Origin of the sequence: Comamonas odontotermitis, from assembly GCF_014207855.1 — a bacterium.
Taxonomy (GTDB): domain Bacteria; phylum Pseudomonadota; class Gammaproteobacteria; order Burkholderiales; family Burkholderiaceae_C; genus Comamonas; species Comamonas odontotermitis_A.
This window is the reverse complement of record NZ_JACHKZ010000040.1, coordinates 1-18,317: the sequence shown is the minus strand read 5'-3', so window position 1 is coordinate 18,317 and position 18,317 is coordinate 1. Positions and strand designations below refer to the sequence as shown.

Below are 18,317 nucleotides of genomic sequence, written 5' to 3'. Positions count from 1 at the left end.
GCAGGCGTGCCAACCCCTCCGTCGACAAGGCTGCCCCGCACCCGCTGCGTCGGCAGCCTTGTTTTTTCCTCGGTCTGCCTCACTTTTTTGCCATGAAATTTGCCCGCAAGCCTCGCCCTCCATCCGCTCTGCAGCTCGCCATGGACACCGGCAACCCGGCACTGATCGAAGCCGTGGAGCAGTCGCGCAAGCTGCTGCACCGCAAGGCCCTGACAGCGGCGCTTGCCAGCGCAACACCAATTCCGGGATTGGACATGGCAGTGGACGCGGCCCTGCTCTCGCGGCTGATCCCGCAGATCAGCACCCATTTCGGCCTCAGCGACGACCAGATTGCCCGCCTCTCGCCTGCCAAGCGCGACAAGGTGCAGAACACCGTCAACATGCTGGGCGGCGTGCTGATTGGCAAGCTCATCACCAAGGACGTCATCATGCGCGCCGCCAAGGCCCTGGGCATGCGGCTGACGGCCCAGCAGGCCAGCAAATATGTGCCCATTGCAGGCCAGGCAGTGGCTGCGGCACTGGGCTATGCGACACTACGTTACCTGGGCGAACAACACCTGCGCGACTGCGTGCGGGTGGCGCATGAAGCAGGCATCGTCCTGCCTGTCAGCTACGCCCGTGATTAACCGGCCTTTTTGCCCTGCAGCGCCCTTCCCAAAGGCGCCAGGTGCCATTCAATTCATATGCTCCTAGATTTCGAAGAATCCCAACTCGTTCTGGTGGACTACCAGGAAAAGCTGATGCCCGCCATTTTTGACGGCGAGCAGGCCCTGCGCAACGCCACCACGCTGGCGCGCATTGCCCGCCTGCTGCAGGTGCCCGTTTTCGGCACAGAGCAGAACCCCAGCAAGCTGGGCCCCAATGCGCAAGAGCTGCGCTCCCTGTGTGACAAGACCCTGTCCAAGATGTTCTTCAGCGCGGTGCCGGAGGGCCTCAATGAATGGCTGCGCCCGCCAGCCAAGCCGCAAGGCGGCAACGCCCGCAGCCTGCCCAAGCATCTACAAAAACCCCAGCAACAAGCCCCCGAGCGCAACAGCATCGTGATTGCGGGGTGCGAAGCGCATGTCTGTCTGCTGCAGACGGCACTGGAACTGCTGGAAGACGAGTTCGAGGTCTGGGTCGTCACCGACGCCTGCAGCAGCCGCACCGAGCGCAACCGCGACGCCGCCTTTGACCGGCTGGCAGGTGCTGGCGCCGAGCTGGTGACCACCGAGATGGTGGCATTCGAGTGGCTGCGCAGCTGCGAGCACGAAGACTTCCGCGAAGTGCTGCAGTGGATCAAATAGGGGTCATCTTAGAAAACAGACTGCAAAGTACGCTAACTGTCATGAGCCGGGCGGGGCACCAGGGGTAGAGGTCGATCAATTCTTTGATGGCACGTGACCGCGATCAATAACTTGACCCGCTGCCGATCACTCGCAACTGGGATTGCCTGCGGGCGTGAGCGAGCTCCTTGCGAAGCCCGGCGCCTGAAAGGTCACATAAAAGAGAGCCGCCGAACTTGCCCGGCAGGCCGCACCTCAGCAGGCCCGCACGCTTGTGATTGTCATTCAAGCTGCGGAGAGTTTGCAATGGATCTGACCCCGATGCATAGGCGCCCCATTGCGCGGGATGTCCACCACCAAGTCAAGACACCGCGTATGCCGTTGTCGAGCATGAAGACGGTCGCGTAGAGGTCACCAAGCGCGACTTCTGTGCCGTCAAACGCGACCGCCGCGCCCTGGCACAAGGGCGCTGGACTCAGGTCAGGCGTAGCTACGTCTGTTGGCGAGTGTCTTGCACATTAACCGGTGGCCACGGGCGTCCGGGCCGCCACGCGCTCAAGCTGTCTACGACACCGGGTCCTCGTGTGACGACCACTTGGCGCGCTGGCCGCCCAGCCAGGCTGCGTCCCCTTCGTCGCCCAGCGACGGGATCACCGCTAGGTTCTGGTAGGCGTGCGGTGAGAACACCATCTCCAGGTCTCTGATCTTTTTCTCCACGTCGCTCGTGTCGCCGCTCTGAACCCTCTTGTCGTCGTTCGGATCGCCGGCCGAAGGATGCATGCCCCAGGCCACGTTCCGGCCCAACTGCATCGTTTCGATATTCTTGACATAGACACGCGTTACACGCTTCACGCCCGCATCGCCCGCCTTCAGCGGCGTCTCCCACTTGGGAGGCTGCGGGTCCTCGTCAGTTTGGGTGGCCGCCTCGGCCCAATCCTTGGCATAACCCGGCTGGTGCGAGACATAGAGGCCGCTGCCCTTGGCCGTGCCACTGTTCGATCCAAGGTGTGAGGCATCCAAGCCCTCGTTGAACATCGACGTGAAGCTGGCATGGTTGGTGCCGTGGTAGCCGACGAATTGGTAGCCAGCATCCTGGAGACTCTTGTGAGCGTCCTGCACCGATTGCGGGGCCGGGTCGTGCCTCAGCAGACCGGTCGCATGAGGTGCTGTGTGCGGATTCGGGCCGGTGGGCGCAGGCAGGCCGACCGCCTGCGTCATCCAGGGCTGGTCGGCATGCGCCTGCAGGCTGGTCGGAACCTGGGCCCGCAGTCGCAGGTTCGCCAGCCGCAGACCGGCCTCCTGCCCGGATCGCGTGGACAAGGTGGACAGCGGTCCCGAGTTGCGTTGACGACCGGCCTGCGTCGCCACGTTGGTGGCGTCGGCTTCTCTGTGGGACAGGGCAGCGGGCGCCGTGCGCCGCAAGCCATTGACGGAAGAACTGTTCATGGCAGATGTCGTAAATGAAGGCAATGACTCATTGTTAGAGACAGATCCGGAGACCCTGAGCCTGGATCCGAAGCATCGGGCGGCTTTACGAAGAGCCCCGTCGCGGGCAGGGCCGCGAACCTAGAGGTGGCCCCGGAAATCTGAACAGGTCGATAAGTATGGAAACTGCTCCCAAGGACGAGGACATCGCCAATGACGATAGGAGCGGAGATGAGCAGAAGACCCCGCCACACGCACTCAGCGGCATTCAAGGCCAAAGTGGCACTATCGGCCATTCGTGGCGACAAGACGCTGGCGGAGTTGGCACAGCTGTACGATGTTCACCCCAACCAGATCACCGACTGGAAGAATCAGTTGCTCGCACGGGCGGTTGACGTGTTTGGCGGCGAGCAAGCCAAGCCAGAGCCGGCGATCGACCTGAAGGCGCTGCACGCCGAGATTGGCCAATTGAAGCTGGAGAATGATTTTTTGGAAGGTGTGCTCATCAAGCGTCGGCATGCTGAGCGCGAAACGATGATCGATCCAGACCACAATCTACCGATCCGGCGCCAAGCCCAGCTGGTAAATATCAGCCGCGGCTCGGTGTACTACCAAGCAAAGTTGGTAAGCGATGCCGATCTTGCGCTGATGCGTCGCATTGACGAGCTGCATCTGAAGTTACTGTTCGCCGGAGCGCGCATGCTGCGCGGCGAGGGTGTCTGTCGTTGTGGGCCGCAAGCACATGACCACGCTGAGGCGGCGCCTGGCATCACAGCCCCCTACAGAAAGCCCAACACCAGCAGGAAAGCACCCGGACACATTCTCTATCCGTACCTGCTTAAGGAGGTTTTTGTTTTGAAGGCTTACGAAGCCGTTGGCCACCAAAAAAATCAGTTGCTGCGCATGCCCGCTTTGGTGATGACTTTGCTGATCATGTCCTGTGCATCGGCACCATCAAGACTCACCTGCTGCATCAGCTTGCTGCGTGCGTCTTCGCTCAGCTCCACGCGGCGTGCGCCATCGAAGCGCTTTTCCCAGTAAGCGATGTTCATGCTTTCCACGCGCACGGTGCTGCCGGTACGGGGGGAATGGATGAACTTGCCGTCGCCCATATAAATACCGACATGGCTGAAGGCGCGGCGCATGGTGTTGAAGAACACCAGATCACCGGGTTTGAGATCTGCCTTGGCGATCTGTTCGGTGGCAGCAGCCTGCTCCTCAGCCCGGCGAGGCAGTATCTTGCCCCAGCTTTCTGCGAACACGGCGCGAACAAGGCCGCTGCAGTCCAGCCCGGTCTCGGCGCTGTTACCACCACGGCGGTATGGCACACCGATCAGATTGAGAGCATTGCTGATGAGCACGCCGGCCTGGTCCTTGACCTGGTGGTGCACATCATCGAGCTTGGCCAGACTGGTCTGGCCGATGCCAAGCAGCAAATCCAGATCGGATGGCTTTTTATCGCTATCGGGCGCAGCATGGGCACTTGCCGCCACGGCCACGATGAGGGTGCAGATCCATTTCAAAGACATAGCGGGCGACTTTAGCACGGAATATTTTGGGCACAATTCATAAAAATGTAACGGAGTTCAGCAAATTCGATGCGTATAAACCCGGGGATGAGATATTGAAAGCCATATATCGCAGTGGATCAATCACTTACACAAATCTGCACAGCATGCTGTTTTAATTGCAAATTTCTCTAAATTGAAATTCAGAGCATAGTTTGTCAACTTGTGTCTATTCGCAACCGAAGTTGCAATTGATTTAGCACAAAATTTATGCAGGTATAGCGTAAACGCGGTAGGCAGCCTAGCGTCATGAGCTTCGTTTGGCAGTCATTGCCATCGCAACCGCTACCTGCCTCAACACATCAGAACGCCCTGCTGCTCCTGCGCCGTTGCCTGCAAAAAGCGCCACACGACCTGGATGCCCGGCACCTGGCGCAACTCGGGCGGCATGGACATCCAGAACGTTCGGGTGAACTGTGCCTGCTCGGGCAGTACGCGCTGCAAGAGCGGGTCTTTGTCTGCCAGAAAGCCGGGCAGCACGCCCAGCCCTGCCCCGGTGCGCACGGCCGTGTACTGCGCAAGAATGCTGGTGCTGCGAAAGCTGAAGCGCTGCTGCGAGGTCAATGTGTCCAGAAACTGCAGCTCCTTGGTGAAGAGCTGGTCGTCCACATAATGCACAAAGCGGTGCGTAGCCAGATCATCTGTTGACGTGATCAGCGCGTGGCGTGCCAGATACTCGCGCTGGCCGTAGAGGTACAGGCGGTACTCGGTGAGCCGGCTGGTGACGACCGTGTCGCGGATCGGGCGCTCCAGCGAGATGACGATGTCGGCCTCGCGCCGCGACAGTTGCAGCATGCGCGGCACCGCCAGCAGATCAATGGTGAGCAGCGGGTAGCGCTGTGCCAGCACCGCCAGATGCTTGGCAAGGATTTGGGTACCAAACCCTTCGGTCACGCCAATGCGCACCACACCACTCGGGGTTTCCGTGCCCTGGCTCGCAGCAACGGGCGCTATGCCGCGGGCGATCTGGTCCATTGCCTCGGCACGTGGCTGGAGCTGTCTGCCAGCGTCGGTCAGCTTGTAACCACTGCCCTCGCGGGTGAACAAGGTGGCGCCCAGCTGTTTTTCCAGCGCCTGGATGCGGCGCGCAACGGTGGTGTGCTCCACGCCCAGCGCCTTGGCTGCGCCCACCAGCGTGCCAGCCTGCACCAGCGCGCCAAAGTAGCGCAAATGGTCCCAGTCCATATCGTCAACCCCTCAAATAATGCACGGCATTATTGTGCAAATATGCATAGATCGGAAGAAAAGACGAGAACCTGTGGGCAGCGCCTTCCCCACTGAGACGACACGCGGACGGAACATTGCCTAGGCAGGCGGCAGTCCTGTGCCTGGCACATTCGGCATCGCCGCGCGGCTGGGGCGTTTGGCACGCCAGGCCTTGTGCAGATCCAGTGCAGGCTTTTCCACCAGATGCCAGGAAAGCAGTGCGACAGCCCAGGTCAAGGGGATTGCAATGGCAGTCATCTGGTGCGGGGTGGCAGTCGGGTCCCACTGCGCAATCAGTTGCTGAATCGGCCAGCCATACAAATAGGTGCCATAGGAGATGTCCTGCACCCAGCCGGGCAAGGGAATAACGGGCACATACGCCACCCAGAAAATGCCGTAAGCCAATGCGGCAGAGAACGCGAAATCGTAATACAGGGTGCTCCGGCATCCCCAGGCGATCAGGCCCAATGCGGCCAGCAGGCCAAAATGGAGTGGCAGCCAGTCCTTGTGGAGATAGAACAATGCGCCACAGGCAAAGAATGCCATCAGCCGTGCGGCTTCAGCGCCCCCCAGAGGATCGAGCTGGCCCGGCTGACAGGCCCAGATCACCATGGCGATCACGGTGCAGGTTGCCGTCCAGCGAAAGGACACCAGCCGCAGCAGGCCAAAGACTGCCACACACAGGTACATGCGCGCCTCGATGGGCAAGGTCCACAACGAGCCATTGACGGGCGCGCCGTAGCGGTTGTGCTCGAACACCCCCGGCAGAAACCACTGTATATCCGCCAGAAAGAAGTTGGTTCGGATATAGCTCCATGTCATCGGATCCGCCCAGTATTCAGCGGCGGGCTTCGTGGTTACCAACGGCCCCATCACCAGCGCGCAGACGATCAGGCATACCAACAGCGCAGGAAACAACCGTATCGCACGCGCCGCGAGAAACCCTAGCGTAGAGCCCCGCCGGTCGAGGCTGCCTGTGACAAGAAAACCGCTGATCACGAAAAAAAGCGCAACGGCAATGTCACCCGAGTATCGGTATCCCAAAAAGCGGCTCACCCAGTCCACCTGACCGCTCCCCAGCGCGGCCAAAGCAAAGCCATGGCCATAGATCACCAGGGTTGCGGCGATCAACCGCAGCAGGAGCAGATTGTCTTTGCGGCCATTTGCGCCACCTGCGGCACGCAGATAGTCACCCAGAGTTGGTTGCATGGAGTCAGTGCAGGTATGCCAGCTGGCAATGTTCATCGTGTAAATTGCAACCAGCCCCCAGGGTGGCTACAGCGATATGGCACAGATTCTAGGGGGAGCGGCGAAGCAGCCCCTGTTACCCTAGTACCTCGGTACCTCAGCGGCTGCCACTCCATGCCGCTGCCCCATCGCGTATGGCGCGATCGTCACGCACCTGGCTCACGTCGCACGCCCAAGGCACAAAGGCAGCAAACGCGCCCGGCGCCGCCTCGTGGCGCAACAGTCTCTATGCCTGCACGCGCCGCCCACGCAGCCACGCATAGGCGCCGCCCAGCAGTACAAACCACAGTGGCGTAGCAACCAGCGCCTGGCGGGTGTCGGCTTCCAAGGTCAGCAGCACCACAATACCGGCAAAAAACGCCAGGCACAGCCAGCACATGACAACCCCGCCGGGCATCTTGTAGTGCGATTGCTGGTGCAGATCGGGCCGGGTTTTGCGGTAGCTGATGTACGACAGCAAAATCAGCGACCAGACAAACATGAAAAGAATGGCCGACACGGTGGTCACCAGCGTGAAGGCCTCCACCAGATTGGGCACCACCCACATCAGGAAGGCGCCGCCCAGCAGGCAGATGCAGGAAAACACCAGCCCGCGCGATGGCACGCTGCTGGCCGACAGAATGCCGAACGCGCGCGGCGCGTCACCCTGGAGCGCCAGGCCATAGAGCATGCGGCTGGTAGAAAAGACACCGCTGTTGGCCGACGAGGCTGCGGATGTGAGCACCACGAAGTTGATCACGCTCGCAGCAGCGGGCAGGCCTGCCAGCACGAACAGCTCCACAAACGGGCTCTTGCTGGGCACCACATCGCGCCAGGGCGTCACCGCCATGATGGCGATCAGCGCGCAGACATAGAAGACGATGATGCGCACGGGAATCGAGTTGATCGCGCGCGGCAGCGTGCGGTGCGGATCCTTGGCTTCGGCAGCCGTGGTGCCCACCAGCTCAATGCCCACAAAGGCAAACACGGCGATCTGGAAGCCCGCGAAAAAGCCCATGGCGCCATGCGGAAACATGCCGCCGTCGTTCCACAGATTGGCAAAGCTCGCCGTGCGGCCTGCGGGCGAGGTAAAGCCGTGCAGCACCATATAGAGGCCCGTGCCCACCAGGGTGACGATGGCGACGATCTTGATCATTGCAAACCAGAACTCCACCTCGCCAAAGAGCTTGACGGTAAGCAGGTTGAGCGACAGCAGCACTGCCACGCAGGCAATGGCCGGCGCCCATTGCGGCAGATCGGGCCACCAGAACTGGGCGTAGGCAGAAATGGCAATCACGTCGGCAATCCCGGTGATCACCCAGCAGAACCAGTACGTCCAGCCGGTGAAAAAGCCCGCCCAGGGCCCGAGCAGATCGTCCGAGAAATCGATGAAGCTCTTGTACTGCAGGTTCGACAGCAGCAGCTCGCCCATGGCGCGCATCACAAAGAACAGCATCACGCCGATGATGGCGTACACAAACACGATGGAGGGCCCGGCCAGGCTGATCGTCTTGCCGGAGCCCATGAACAGGCCGGTGCCGATGGCGCCACCAATGGCGATCAGCTGGATATGGCGGTTGCTGAGGTTGCGCTGGAGGTCGTCGGCACCCACGTGCCCCGATTGCTCCGCCGGGGCCTGTTTGCTCATAGAAAAGCTCGGTGCAGTGCGTTGGCGATAAAAGTTGCGCGGCATCAGCCCGGAAGCTTCCGGGCCCGCCGCGAGGGTGCGCAAGGATAATGCAGGGGTTTCCCCTGAGAAGCCTGCAAGGTTATTTTGCTGCGCAACTAAGAGCCGCCAGCACAACCCAGCAAATCGCAGATTTGCGGTTGAGACGAGGCGCGAAGCCGCAGACAGTACAGACGTACGACAAGGCTGGGCGCCCCCGACGAAGCAACGACGTATCAAGGGTTGTGTTGGCGGCTCTAATTGGCCAGGTCTACCACCTTGCTACCCACACGCTTCGCCAGGGCCTGCAGCGGCGCGACCGCGCCGGTTTCCAGTACAGACAGCGGATAGCTGTCGCTCTCGATATCGAAAGAAACCAGGCTCAGGCCCCGCGTGCGCAGATAGTCCCCTGCCTCCAGCAAGGCATCGTGGCTCAATGCCTTGCTGGCCGCCAATGGCTCCAGCGGAACCGCGCGCTGCTGCACGGTCTTGAGTGCCCGCAAGGCCCAGATGGCGTCGCCCATGTCCAGCTTCCAGTCCAGTTCAAAGTTCTGGCCCCTGCGCTGCAGGCCGTCCACCAGAGCCAGCCATGGCGTGACATGCTCGGGCGCGTCAATGCCACGGTTGGGCAGGTCATCGGCAAAACGGTTGTAGTACTGCTGCGGCTGCGTCAGCGCCTGATGAACTTCGCCCCATAACTCGTCAACGTCTTCAAGATCCAGCGCCTCACCCACGGCGGTGCACAAGGTCTGCCAATCTTCGCTTGTTGCAGCAGGCGGCGCAGGAGGTGCAGGCGCTGCCGATGCAGCATACGCTCCCCCCGTAGCGGCCTTGCCGCCCAGCAGCCGCCCTATCCAATCAAACCAACCCATCACAGCCTCCTTCATGGACTGATAGCAGTGCAGTATGCACCACGATCCACCCCTTGCCATCAATGTGCGCCCCTGCACAGGCCATGTGCACTCGGCGCTCTTGTCTGGGCGAATGCGCACATCTACCATGTGCAGTAACGGTGCGCTGCCTGGCTGCAACCACCGCCGTCACGATCCAAGATGTTCAAGAGACCCAGGAGACAAGCATGAATGCACCGCAATCCACCAGCACGCTGGCGCCCACCGTCAAGCTGCTCATCAACGGCCAGATGGTCGAATCCAAAACCACCCAATGGCGCGACGTGGTCAACCCTGCCACGCAACAGGTGCTGGCGCGCGTGCCCTTTGCCACGCCCGACGAAGTGAATGCCGCCGTGGCCAACGCCAAGGAAGCGTTCAAGACCTGGCGCAAGACGCCCATCGGCACCCGTGCCCGTATCTTTTTGAAGCTGCAGCAGCTGATCCGCGAGAACATGAAGGAGCTGGCAGCCATTCTGACCGCCGAGCAGGGCAAGACCCTGCCAGACGCCGAAGGCGATGTCTTCCGCGGGCTGGAAGTGGTGGAACATGCCGCCAACATTGGCAACCTGCAGCTGGGTGAGCTGGCCAACAATGTGGCCAATGGCGTCGACACCTACTCGCTGCTGCAGCCCCTGGGCGTGTGCGCAGGCATCACGCCATTCAATTTCCCCGCCATGATTCCGCTGTGGATGTTCCCCATGGCCATTGCCACGGGCAACACCTTCGTGCTCAAGCCTTCGGAGCAGGATCCGATGGTCACCATGCGCCTGTGCGAGCTGGCGCTGGAAGCGGGCGTGCCACCCGGCGTGCTCAACGTCATCCATGGCGGCGAGGACGTGGTCAACGCCATCTGCGATCACCCGGACATCAAGGCCATCAGCTTTGTCGGCTCCACCAAGGTCGGCACCCACGTCTACAACCGTGCCAGCCTGGCCGGCAAGCGCGTGCAATGCATGATGGGCGCCAAGAACCACGCCATCGTCATGCCTGACGCGAACAAGGAGCAGACCCTCAACGCAGTGCTGGGCGCCGCCTTCGGTGCCGCCGGCCAACGCTGCATGGCGCTGTCGGTGGCCGTGCTGGTGGGTGATGCGCAGAAGTGGATTCCCGAGCTGGTGGAAAAATCCAAGACGCTCAAGGTCAGCGGCGGCACCGAGCCCGGCACCGACGTCGGCCCGCTGGTGAGCTGCGCCGCCCTCTCGCGCGTGGAAGGCCTGATCGAGCGCGGTCTGGCCGACGGCGCCACGCTGGAGCTCGATGGCCGCAAGCCCCAGGTGGCCGGCTACGAAAAAGGCAATTTCGTCGGCCCCACCGTGTTCTCGGGCGTCAAACCCGGCATGAGCATCTACGAGCAGGAAATCTTCGGCCCCGTGCTGTGCCTCGTTGCTGCAGACAATATCGACCAGGCCATCGAATTCATCAACGCCAACCCCAATGGCAACGGCACGGCCATCTTCACCCAGTCGGGCGCTGCAGCGCGCAAGTTCGAGGAAGACATTGACGTGGGCCAGGTTGGCATCAATGTGCCCATCCCCGTACCCGTGCCGCTCTTCTCGTTCACCGGCAGCCGCGCCTCCAAGCTGGGCGATCTGGGCCCCTACGGCAAGCAGGTCGTCATGTTCTACACCCAGACCAAGACGGTCACCGCCCGCTGGTTTGACGACAGCACCACCAGCCAGGGCGTCAACACCACGATCAGCCTGAAATAACCTGCCCGGGCGGGCAAACCAGGAAACACGCAGATGGCAAGGCCCCGGCCAGCCTTCTGCGCAATTCCAGTGCGTTTTTGCTGCGATGATGCACGGCATGGCTTTCATACCCCCATTCCGCTCTGAAGGGCGCGGTACGGCAAGTACTGCGCCTCGTCCAGATAAAAACCGTTGGTTTTCACCCGCCTGCCAGGCGTTAACAGCTATTATTTTTGCAGCAAGCACCGGGCTCGCCCAGGCGCAGGCAGGCGCAGCCTGCGTGCCCGGCGGCACGGTGGAGCAGACCAATGCCTGCGCCCTGCAGGCCTTTCAGCAGGCCGATACCGACAACAACATCCTCTATGGCGACGTGATGCGCATCCTCTCCGCCCACGAGCGCCCTGCCCTGCGCCGCGACCAGAACGACTGGAGCCGCCAGCGCGCCGCCACCTGCAAAAAGCAGGAGGCCGCACACGAGGCCCGGCCCGACTGGAGCCGCCGCTACCATGAATGCCTGGTGGCCGAAACCAGCAAGCGCAAGAAGGAACTGATGGTCTGGCTGCACGAAGGCCCGCCGCCCGGCGCAGTACAAAAACAATAGGTGGCGCCCCACCACCATCGGCCCTAACGCCAGAACACTGTGAACCGACAAGAACCAGGAGACAAGACGATGGATTTCGAGCTATCAGAAGACCAGCGCGCCTTTGCCGACACCGCGCGCCAGTTCGCGCAGACCGAGCTGGCGCCCCACGCTGCCGAATGGGACCGCGACGCCGTCTTCCCCCGCGACGCCATCCGCCGCGCGGGCGAGTTGGGCTTTTGCGGCCTGTACGCGCCCGAAAGCGCGGGGGGCCTTGCCCTGCCCCGGCTCGATGCCACCCTCGTGTTTGAAGAACTCGCCGCAGTCGATCCATCGACCACCGCCTTCATCACCATCCACAACATGGCTACCTGGATGCTGGGCACCTGGGCGACTGACGCCGTGCGCGCCGAATGGGGCGAGGCCCTCACCAGCGGCGAAAAACTCGCCAGCTACTGCCTGACCGAGCCCGGCGCGGGCTCGGACGCCGCCTCGCTCAAGACCCGGGCCGAGCTGGTGGGCAACGAATACATCATCAATGGCAGCAAAGCCTTCATCAGCGGCGCAGGCGCAACCGATGTGCTGGTGCTGATGGCGCGCTCAGGAGATGCCCAATCGGGCGCCTCGGGCATCAGCGCCTTTGCGGTGCCCGCCCAGGCCCAAGGCGTGAGTTACGGCAAGAAAGAAGAAAAAATGGGCTGGAACAGCCAGCCCACCCGCGTCATCAACTTCGACAACGTGCGCATCCCTGCCCACAACCTGCTCGGCCGCGAGGGCGAAGGCTTCAAGATCGCCATGAAGGGCCTCGATGGAGGCCGCATCAACATCGCCACCTGCTCGGTGGGTGCCGCCCAGGGCGCGCTCACCCAGGCCCAGCAATACATGCAGGAGCGCAAACAGTTCGGCAAGCCGATTGCGAGCTTTCAGGCGCTGCAGTTCAAGCTGGCCGACATGGCCACCGAACTGGTTGCTGCCCGCCAGATGGTGCGCCTGGCTGCCAGCAAGCTCGATGCCGGCGCGCGCGACGCCTCCACCTACTGCGCCATGGCCAAGCGTTTTGCCACGGATGCGGGCTTCAACGTCTGCAACGACGCCCTGCAACTGCACGGCGGCTACGGCTACCTGAACGACTTTCCGCTGGAGCGCCTGATGCGCGACGCGCGCGTGCACCAGATCCTGGAAGGCACCAATGAAATCATGCGGGTCATCATCGCACGGCGCATGCTCGACGGGGACGCGCCCGAGGTGATCCGCTGACCATGACGCGCATCAAGAAAATCGCAGAATTCGTTGGGCACCATACGCCGTACCATCTACACCTGATCTGCATCTGCATCTGAATGACGCTCACTGGCCATACGCCAAAAACTGATACCCATGCCCGCACGCCCCATCTCCCCCGAAACCCTGCAGCTCATCGACACCGTGCGCGACGCGCTCGCCGCTTGTGCCGATGTGCAAGAAAAGACCATGTTTGGCTGCCATGTGTTCATGGTGGGCGGCAAGATGTGCCTGGGCGTGGAAAACGACGAACTGCTGGTGCGCCTGCCGCCGCAGACCCATGCCCAGGTGGCAGAGACAGCAGGCGTGCGACCGCTGTCGCCACGCGGGGGCATGCAAGGCTACTTTCTGGTGGGCCCCAGCGCCTATTCCACCCGCGAGGCCTGGCAGCACTGGATTGACGGCGCCCTCGCCTTCAACCCGCTGGCAAAGGCCACGCCCAAGAAAAAGCCCAAGACAGCCGCGAAAAGCGCTGACCCTGACCCACAGGACCCAAAAAAACAAAAGCGCCCCGCCGCCCCTGCACGCAAGCGCCACAGCGTGTTTGACAGCGACCTGTGAGCCCAATCCGCGCAGCCTTTCACCGACCAGCATCACCCAACGGAGCCCCGCATGACCATCCGCATCGTTCAGCTAGGCAGCCCCCGCGCACAGAGCGAGGGCCTGCGCATCGGCACCGTGCGCCGCCCGCCACGCGGTGTGCCCAAGGCAGAATTTGCCAGCCGCAACTACTACGACGTCTGGTACCCCGAACTCTCGCCCGAGCCCGAAACCATGCAAGTGGCGCTTGAATCGCACCGCCTCGCAGACCATGGCGATGCCACGCAGGCCGACAAACTCTGGAAGAGCTTCGACAAAACATTCAGAAAACAGCTGGCCGAGGCACCCGCCGCACGCACGCTCGATCTGCTGGCCGCGCTGTCGCACCAAACCAATTTCGCCATCGGCTGCTACTGCGACAACGAGGCACGTTGCCACCGCAGCATCCTGCGCAGCCTGCTGCAGGATCGGGGTGCCGCCGTAGCCCCATGAAACCCACCAACCCGTCCATCAAAGAACTGGCCTGCAGCATTTGATTGAAAAGCACTAGCAGCTATCAAATGAGCAGCAATTCAACCGACTCACAGCAATACCCACACCAAGCTTCAAGGAGACAGACATGGCAAACATCGGATTCATCGGCCTGGGCAACATGGGCGCGCCCATGGCCATCAACCTGGCCAAGGCAGGCCACAGCGTCAAGGCATTCGACCTGAGCCAGGAGGCGGTTGCCAAAGTGGTGGCAGGCGGCGGCGCGGCCGCATCCAGCGCGCAGGACGCTGCGCTAGGCGCCGAAATCATCGTTACCATGCTGCCCGCCAGCCAGCACGTGGAAGGGCTCTTTCTGGGCAACGGCGCGAGCGGCGGCAGCCAGCCCGGCCTGCTGCAACACATTGCCAAGGGTGCGCTCATCATCGACAGCTCCACCATCGCCGCCGCCACCAGCCAGAAAGTAGCCAAGGCGGCCGAGGCCAGCGGCATCGGCTTCATCGATGCACCGGTCTCCGGTGGCACCGGCGGCGCCATCGCTGGCACCCTCACCTTCATGGTGGGCGGCAGCGCGACCCACCTGGAGCGCGCCCGCCCGCTGCTGGAGAAAATGGGCAAGAACATCTTCCACGCCGGTGACGTGGGCGCGGGGCAGACCGCCAAGATCTGCAACAACATGCTGCTGGGCATACTGATGATCGGCACCAGCGAAGCCATTGCCCTGGGCGTGGCCAACGGCCTTGATCCCAAGGTGCTCTCCGAAATCATGCGCCGCAGCTCCGGCGGCAACTGGGCGCTGGAAGTCTACAACCCCTGCCCCGGTGTGCAGGAAGCCAGCGCCGCCACCCGTGGCTACACCGGCGGTTTTGGCACCGACCTGATGCTCAAGGACCTGGGCTTGGCCCAGGAAAGCGCCATGACGGTAAAGGCCAGCACCCCGCTAGGCGGCATGGCCCGCCAGCTGTACGCGGCCCACAGCATCGCCGGGCATGGCGGGGAGGACTTCTCCAGCGTCATCAAAATGCTGCAAAAGAAAGGCTGACGGAGCCGCCTCGCACTTTACGGTCTTCAGGCTGTGAACAGGCCCAGACCCTGCGGCCCGAAGACAAACCGAGGCACCCGTGCTGCCCCACCACCGGCATCGCACCTCCAGGCATAGTGGCGCCGCCCCTGTGCCCTTTTTGCCTTAATTGCCTATGCTGCAGGCAACTGCCCTTTTTGCACAACATTGCAGTCTTCGCAGTTGACTGATTCATTGAATTTTTGATTGAATGCCTCACAGGCAGGCTCACCATGCAATACACCATCCACCACCACGAAGCAGACGCCAAAGGCGCGTTCTTTGTCGACAAATCTGGCCAGCGCATTGCCGAGATGACCTACAGCCGCACCAACGCCACCATGGTCATCATCGACCACACCGAAGTCGACGAATCGCTGCGCGGCGAAGGCGTAGGCCGCCAGCTGCTCGATGCGCTCGTGGCCTGGGCGCGCGAAACCGGCACCAAAGTATTGCCACTGTGCCCCTTTGCCAAGGCACAGTTCGACAAGGACGCATCGATACGCGATGTACTGGTGTAATCGGCTGCCAGACTCTAGGGCCTCAATAGCACCTGGCGCACATCCATCAAGCGCTGAACGCTATTGGTTTTAATGCGATCCACAGAACAGGCCCAGCATTCCTGGCCTCTTATTCCAGCCCAATGCTCTGCACAATCGCACCCTCTTCGGCAAAAGCCTTCTTCGCAAAGGCGCTGTAATCCTGCGCATTGCGGAACTCCAGCCGCACACCGTAATTTGCAGCCGCCTGCTGAAAGGCAGGGTCGTCCATCGCAGATTTCACGGCGGCTTCGAGCTTGCGCACAATCTCGGGCGGCAACCCCCTGGGCCCGGCAATCCCCAAAGGCGACGGCGTCACCACGTCATACCCCTGCTCGCGGAAAGTCGGCACATTGGCAAAGGCTGGCGGGCGCGTTTCTGACGCAATGGCCAGCGCGCGCAGCTTGCCCGACTGCATATGCGGCAGCACCGTATTGCCAAACACCCCCGTCTTGGTGTGGCCCGCAATCAAGGCATTCACCGCCTCGGCATCGCCCTTGTACGGCACATGGGTGAACTGCACGCCCGCCTTCTTCTCCAGCAAAGCCATCAGCACATGGTTGGCCGAAAACTTGCCGGGCGTGCCGTAATCCACTGAGCCGGGCTGCCTTTTGGACTGCTCCACAATGTCTTTCACCGACTTGAACGGTGAATCCTGTGCCACGGCCAGCAGAAAATCGTACGACATATAAGCCGCCACATAAGACAGATCGGCAATCGGATCGTAGGCCACCTTCTGAATATGCGGCTGGCGAAAAATACCCACCGGGCTCAAGGTCAGCCGGTAACCATCGGGCTTGGCATTCTTCATGTCCATCACCCCCATCGACGCACCGGCCCCCGGCTTGTTCTCGATGATGACCGACTGCCCCAACTGCTTGCCCATCGACAAGGCCAGCGCCCGCGCCACCACATCGCTCACACCACCCGCCCCATAAGGCACGATCAGCACGATAGGCCGGTTGGGATAATCGGCTTGCGCTACAGCAGGCGCGGCAAAACCCGCAGCGCCCAGGGCGGCAATGCTGGCCACCGCAGCGGCAAAAGTACGGCGTTGCATGGTTGTCTCCTTGCATGAATGGTTGTTTGCCCTGCAGCCTAGCGAAGCCACCCGCCCATACCCCCAACACAGGTGACAGCGCCGTTGCACCGGCGCTCCAACGCAGGGAAAACCATCAGGATGCAGGCCTGAAGCCACAAGCGCCAGGCGGGTGCATGGCGCCAGGGTTCCCCATCCTGCCAACAACTCTGCTTGTAAGAACTCTACCTGCACAACCTCGAAGAACCAAAGCCGCAACTTTCTTCAAGGATAAATAATGGCCCTTCATTCCCTTTAACTCTAAAAGCTACTAAGCCATAAAAATCAGAATAATAATATTCAACATCAGGTTTATGGGAAGAGATTTTGTACACACTGATCTCCTTTCCCATTATTCTAATTGGAGAGGTCAATTTTTTTGAGTCGAAACTAATTCCATTCTTTCTCCACTCTGAGATTCTATTTTCTTTTTTCTTAGGAATAGAGAAATTAAAATATTCCGTCGAGAAGCAAAAAAAATCTTCAGTTTTCTCGCAAAATGAAATCTTTCCTTTATATAAATGAGATGTAATTTTCTGATCATTCATCGAGAAAAATATTGATGCCTGCCCATCCCCAATTGGGGTATATGTCCAATTATTTGCTTCGGCGACGGCAACAGAAGAAGACAAAAACAAAGTTGCACCTATCGCTGCATACTTCCACATGTGCATTTCCCCTTGAACAACTCCAAAGCATAGGCATCAGCATCGATTTCAATCGATAATTTATCAGTTGTACCATTCAATCGATGCTTTAAGTACTCTGATCCACCGGGATTTAACTTTACATTACCATTCATAAGGTGGCGAAATTCATGTAAGAACACCGCATATGGATCCTCGCTACCTTTTTCAAAAGGATTGAAAAAATTATTTTCAAGTTTAAAATAATCAGATGTGAAATTCGTATAAAAGATTTTAGGGTCAGTCGTTGGACTGCCAGGCCTTCCATTTGCTCCGACTTTCCATTTAGAATAATAAGATAATAAATACTCGGCATCAGACGAGCACAAAGATTTAATCTTCGTCTCCAGCTTAGCACCATATTCACGCAATTGTCTAACCCACAGAGGCGGAGGAGTAGTGAACTCTTTGCCGTGCCAAACCACTTCAAAGAGCCCTAGTGGATCAACCCCATTTAGCGGATTCCCCCCCACATAACCAAACCGATTCCACCCCCCATCCAGCCCAATCGGATCCGCCTGGATGTAGCGCCCACTGACCTTATCGTAGTACCGGTAAACGTTGTAGGCCAGCCCTGTTTCCTCATCCCACTGCTGGCCGGGGTAGCGCAGGTTGAAGACCACTTCGGGGGCATAACTGGGCATTGAGCCCGTGGCGCCCGGGCTGCCTGTCACGTAGCCTGCATCGCCCGTTGTGGGGCTGGCCTCTCCAAACCCGCTCAAGAGCCACTGCCAGGCCACCTGGCCTTGCGGTGTACTCAGTCTCCTGGGGGTATTGAGGTGGTCGCTATGGATCGCGTAGATACGCCCGTTGATCTGCGTGACGATGGGCATCAGGCCCTGTGCAGTGGGCAGGTAGATGACCTCGGTCATGTCTGGCACTACCGAAGCGCTGGCGCTGCTGGCACTGCGCTGATTGCTGTAGATGCCCAAGACTGCGCTGCTGTCCGCATCAGCGTATAGCGTGTGGGTGGTGGCCGCAGGTGTGTTGGCTGTGGGGTCGGTCTTGAGTACGCGCTGGCTGGCGCTGTAGTACACATAGCTGACGGCATGGGGATCGGTGCTGCTGGCCGTGGTTGCTACCTTGGCTACTTTGCCATTGGCACCGTAGAAGACGTAGTGGGCAC

The 18,317-nt window shown here is 60.6% G+C and carries 18 protein-coding genes and 2 pseudogenes; 11 read left to right on the top strand and 9 right to left on the bottom strand.

The genetic code is table 11. From position 1 onward, the window contains the following. Positions 1-92: 92 nt before the first annotated feature. From HNP33_RS19400 to HNP33_RS19390, 3 genes and pseudogenes are all read left to right on the top strand, one after another. Complete coding sequence (locus tag HNP33_RS19400; protein ID WP_233464617.1) at positions 93-626, top strand: hypothetical protein; 534 nt, start codon at positions 93-95, stop codon at positions 624-626. Positions 627-683: 57 nt separating this feature from the next. Further along, entirely contained in the window at positions 684-1,286 is a 603-nt protein-coding gene (locus tag HNP33_RS19395; RefSeq protein ID WP_184711514.1) for an isochorismatase family protein, read from the top strand. A gap of 285 nt (positions 1,287-1,571) precedes the next feature. Next, positions 1,572-1,729, top strand: a pseudogene (locus HNP33_RS19390) (IS110 family transposase); the annotation flags it as partial. A gap of 100 nt (positions 1,730-1,829) precedes the next feature. Here the strand turns inward: HNP33_RS19390 and HNP33_RS19385 are convergent. Continuing rightward, on the bottom strand, positions 1,830-2,711 hold the full coding sequence (locus HNP33_RS19385) for a hypothetical protein (protein ID WP_184711513.1): 882 nt from the start codon (positions 2,709-2,711) through the stop codon (positions 1,830-1,832). 210 nt (positions 2,712-2,921) lie between these two features. Here HNP33_RS19385 and HNP33_RS21125 point away from each other — a divergent pair. Beyond that, positions 2,922-3,533: pseudogene (locus HNP33_RS21125) on the top strand (transposase); the annotation flags it as partial. 47 nt (positions 3,534-3,580) lie between these two features. Here HNP33_RS21125 and HNP33_RS19380 read toward each other — a convergent pair. From HNP33_RS19380 to HNP33_RS19360, 5 genes are all read right to left on the bottom strand, one after another. Continuing rightward, the gene (locus HNP33_RS19380; RefSeq protein WP_184711512.1) at positions 3,581-4,219 is read right to left on the bottom strand and encodes a C40 family peptidase; all 639 of its coding nucleotides are present in this window, start codon (positions 4,217-4,219) and stop codon (positions 3,581-3,583) included. Positions 4,220-4,552: 333 nt separating this feature from the next. Next, the gene (locus tag HNP33_RS19375) at positions 4,553-5,443 is read right to left on the bottom strand and encodes a LysR family transcriptional regulator (RefSeq protein WP_184711511.1); all 891 of its coding nucleotides are present in this window, start codon (positions 5,441-5,443) and stop codon (positions 4,553-4,555) included. A gap of 120 nt (positions 5,444-5,563) precedes the next feature. Then, entirely contained in the window at positions 5,564-6,673 is a 1,110-nt protein-coding gene (locus tag HNP33_RS19370; protein WP_184711510.1) for an acyltransferase family protein, read from the bottom strand. Positions 6,674-6,938: 265 nt separating this feature from the next. After that, the gene (cycA, locus tag HNP33_RS19365; protein ID WP_184711509.1) at positions 6,939-8,339 is read right to left on the bottom strand and encodes a D-serine/D-alanine/glycine transporter; all 1,401 of its coding nucleotides are present in this window, start codon (positions 8,337-8,339) and stop codon (positions 6,939-6,941) included. A 275-nt stretch (positions 8,340-8,614) separates the two neighbouring features. Beyond that, positions 8,615-9,229, bottom strand: a complete 615-nt coding sequence (locus HNP33_RS19360; RefSeq protein WP_184711508.1) for a DUF6630 family protein — start codon at positions 9,227-9,229, stop codon at positions 8,615-8,617. A 206-nt stretch (positions 9,230-9,435) separates the two neighbouring features. On the opposite strand from HNP33_RS19360, the gene HNP33_RS19355 reads away from it, so the two are divergent. The 7 genes from HNP33_RS19355 (at position 9,436) to HNP33_RS19325 (ending at position 15,409) form a co-directional block, all read left to right on the top strand. Continuing rightward, a complete protein-coding gene (locus HNP33_RS19355) occupies positions 9,436-10,959 on the top strand; it encodes a CoA-acylating methylmalonate-semialdehyde dehydrogenase (RefSeq protein ID WP_184711507.1) in 1,524 nt (507 codons plus the stop codon). 97 nt (positions 10,960-11,056) lie between these two features. Next, entirely contained in the window at positions 11,057-11,539 is a 483-nt protein-coding gene (locus HNP33_RS19350; RefSeq protein ID WP_184711506.1) for a lysozyme inhibitor LprI family protein, read from the top strand. 69 nt (positions 11,540-11,608) lie between these two features. Beyond that, on the top strand, positions 11,609-12,775 hold the full coding sequence (locus HNP33_RS19345; RefSeq protein ID WP_184711527.1) for an acyl-CoA dehydrogenase family protein: 1,167 nt from the start codon (positions 11,609-11,611) through the stop codon (positions 12,773-12,775). Positions 12,776-12,895: 120 nt separating this feature from the next. Further along, complete coding sequence (locus HNP33_RS19340; protein ID WP_184711505.1) at positions 12,896-13,360, top strand: TfoX/Sxy family protein; 465 nt, start codon at positions 12,896-12,898, stop codon at positions 13,358-13,360. 51 nt (positions 13,361-13,411) lie between these two features. Beyond that, positions 13,412-13,831, top strand: a complete 420-nt coding sequence (locus HNP33_RS19335; protein WP_184711504.1) for a DUF488 domain-containing protein — start codon at positions 13,412-13,414, stop codon at positions 13,829-13,831. Between the two features lie 127 nt (positions 13,832-13,958). Next, entirely contained in the window at positions 13,959-14,870 is a 912-nt protein-coding gene (mmsB, locus tag HNP33_RS19330; protein ID WP_184711503.1) for a 3-hydroxyisobutyrate dehydrogenase, read from the top strand. A 251-nt stretch (positions 14,871-15,121) separates the two neighbouring features. Beyond that, the gene (locus HNP33_RS19325) at positions 15,122-15,409 is read left to right on the top strand and encodes a GNAT family N-acetyltransferase (protein WP_184711502.1); all 288 of its coding nucleotides are present in this window, start codon (positions 15,122-15,124) and stop codon (positions 15,407-15,409) included. 109 nt (positions 15,410-15,518) lie between these two features. On the opposite strand, the gene HNP33_RS19320 is transcribed toward HNP33_RS19325, so the two are convergent. From HNP33_RS19320 to HNP33_RS19310, 3 genes are all read right to left on the bottom strand, one after another. Further along, positions 15,519-16,487, bottom strand: a complete 969-nt coding sequence (locus tag HNP33_RS19320) for a tripartite tricarboxylate transporter substrate binding protein (RefSeq protein ID WP_184711501.1) — start codon at positions 16,485-16,487, stop codon at positions 15,519-15,521. Between the two features lie 203 nt (positions 16,488-16,690). Next, the gene (locus HNP33_RS19315; RefSeq protein ID WP_184711500.1) at positions 16,691-17,173 is read right to left on the bottom strand and encodes a hypothetical protein; all 483 of its coding nucleotides are present in this window, start codon (positions 17,171-17,173) and stop codon (positions 16,691-16,693) included. Beyond that, positions 17,152-18,317, bottom strand: a 1,166-nt coding sequence (locus HNP33_RS19310; RefSeq protein WP_325064964.1) for an RHS repeat-associated core domain-containing protein, incomplete at its 5' end; no start/stop codon positions are given. The genes HNP33_RS19310 and HNP33_RS19315, both read right to left, overlap by 22 nt.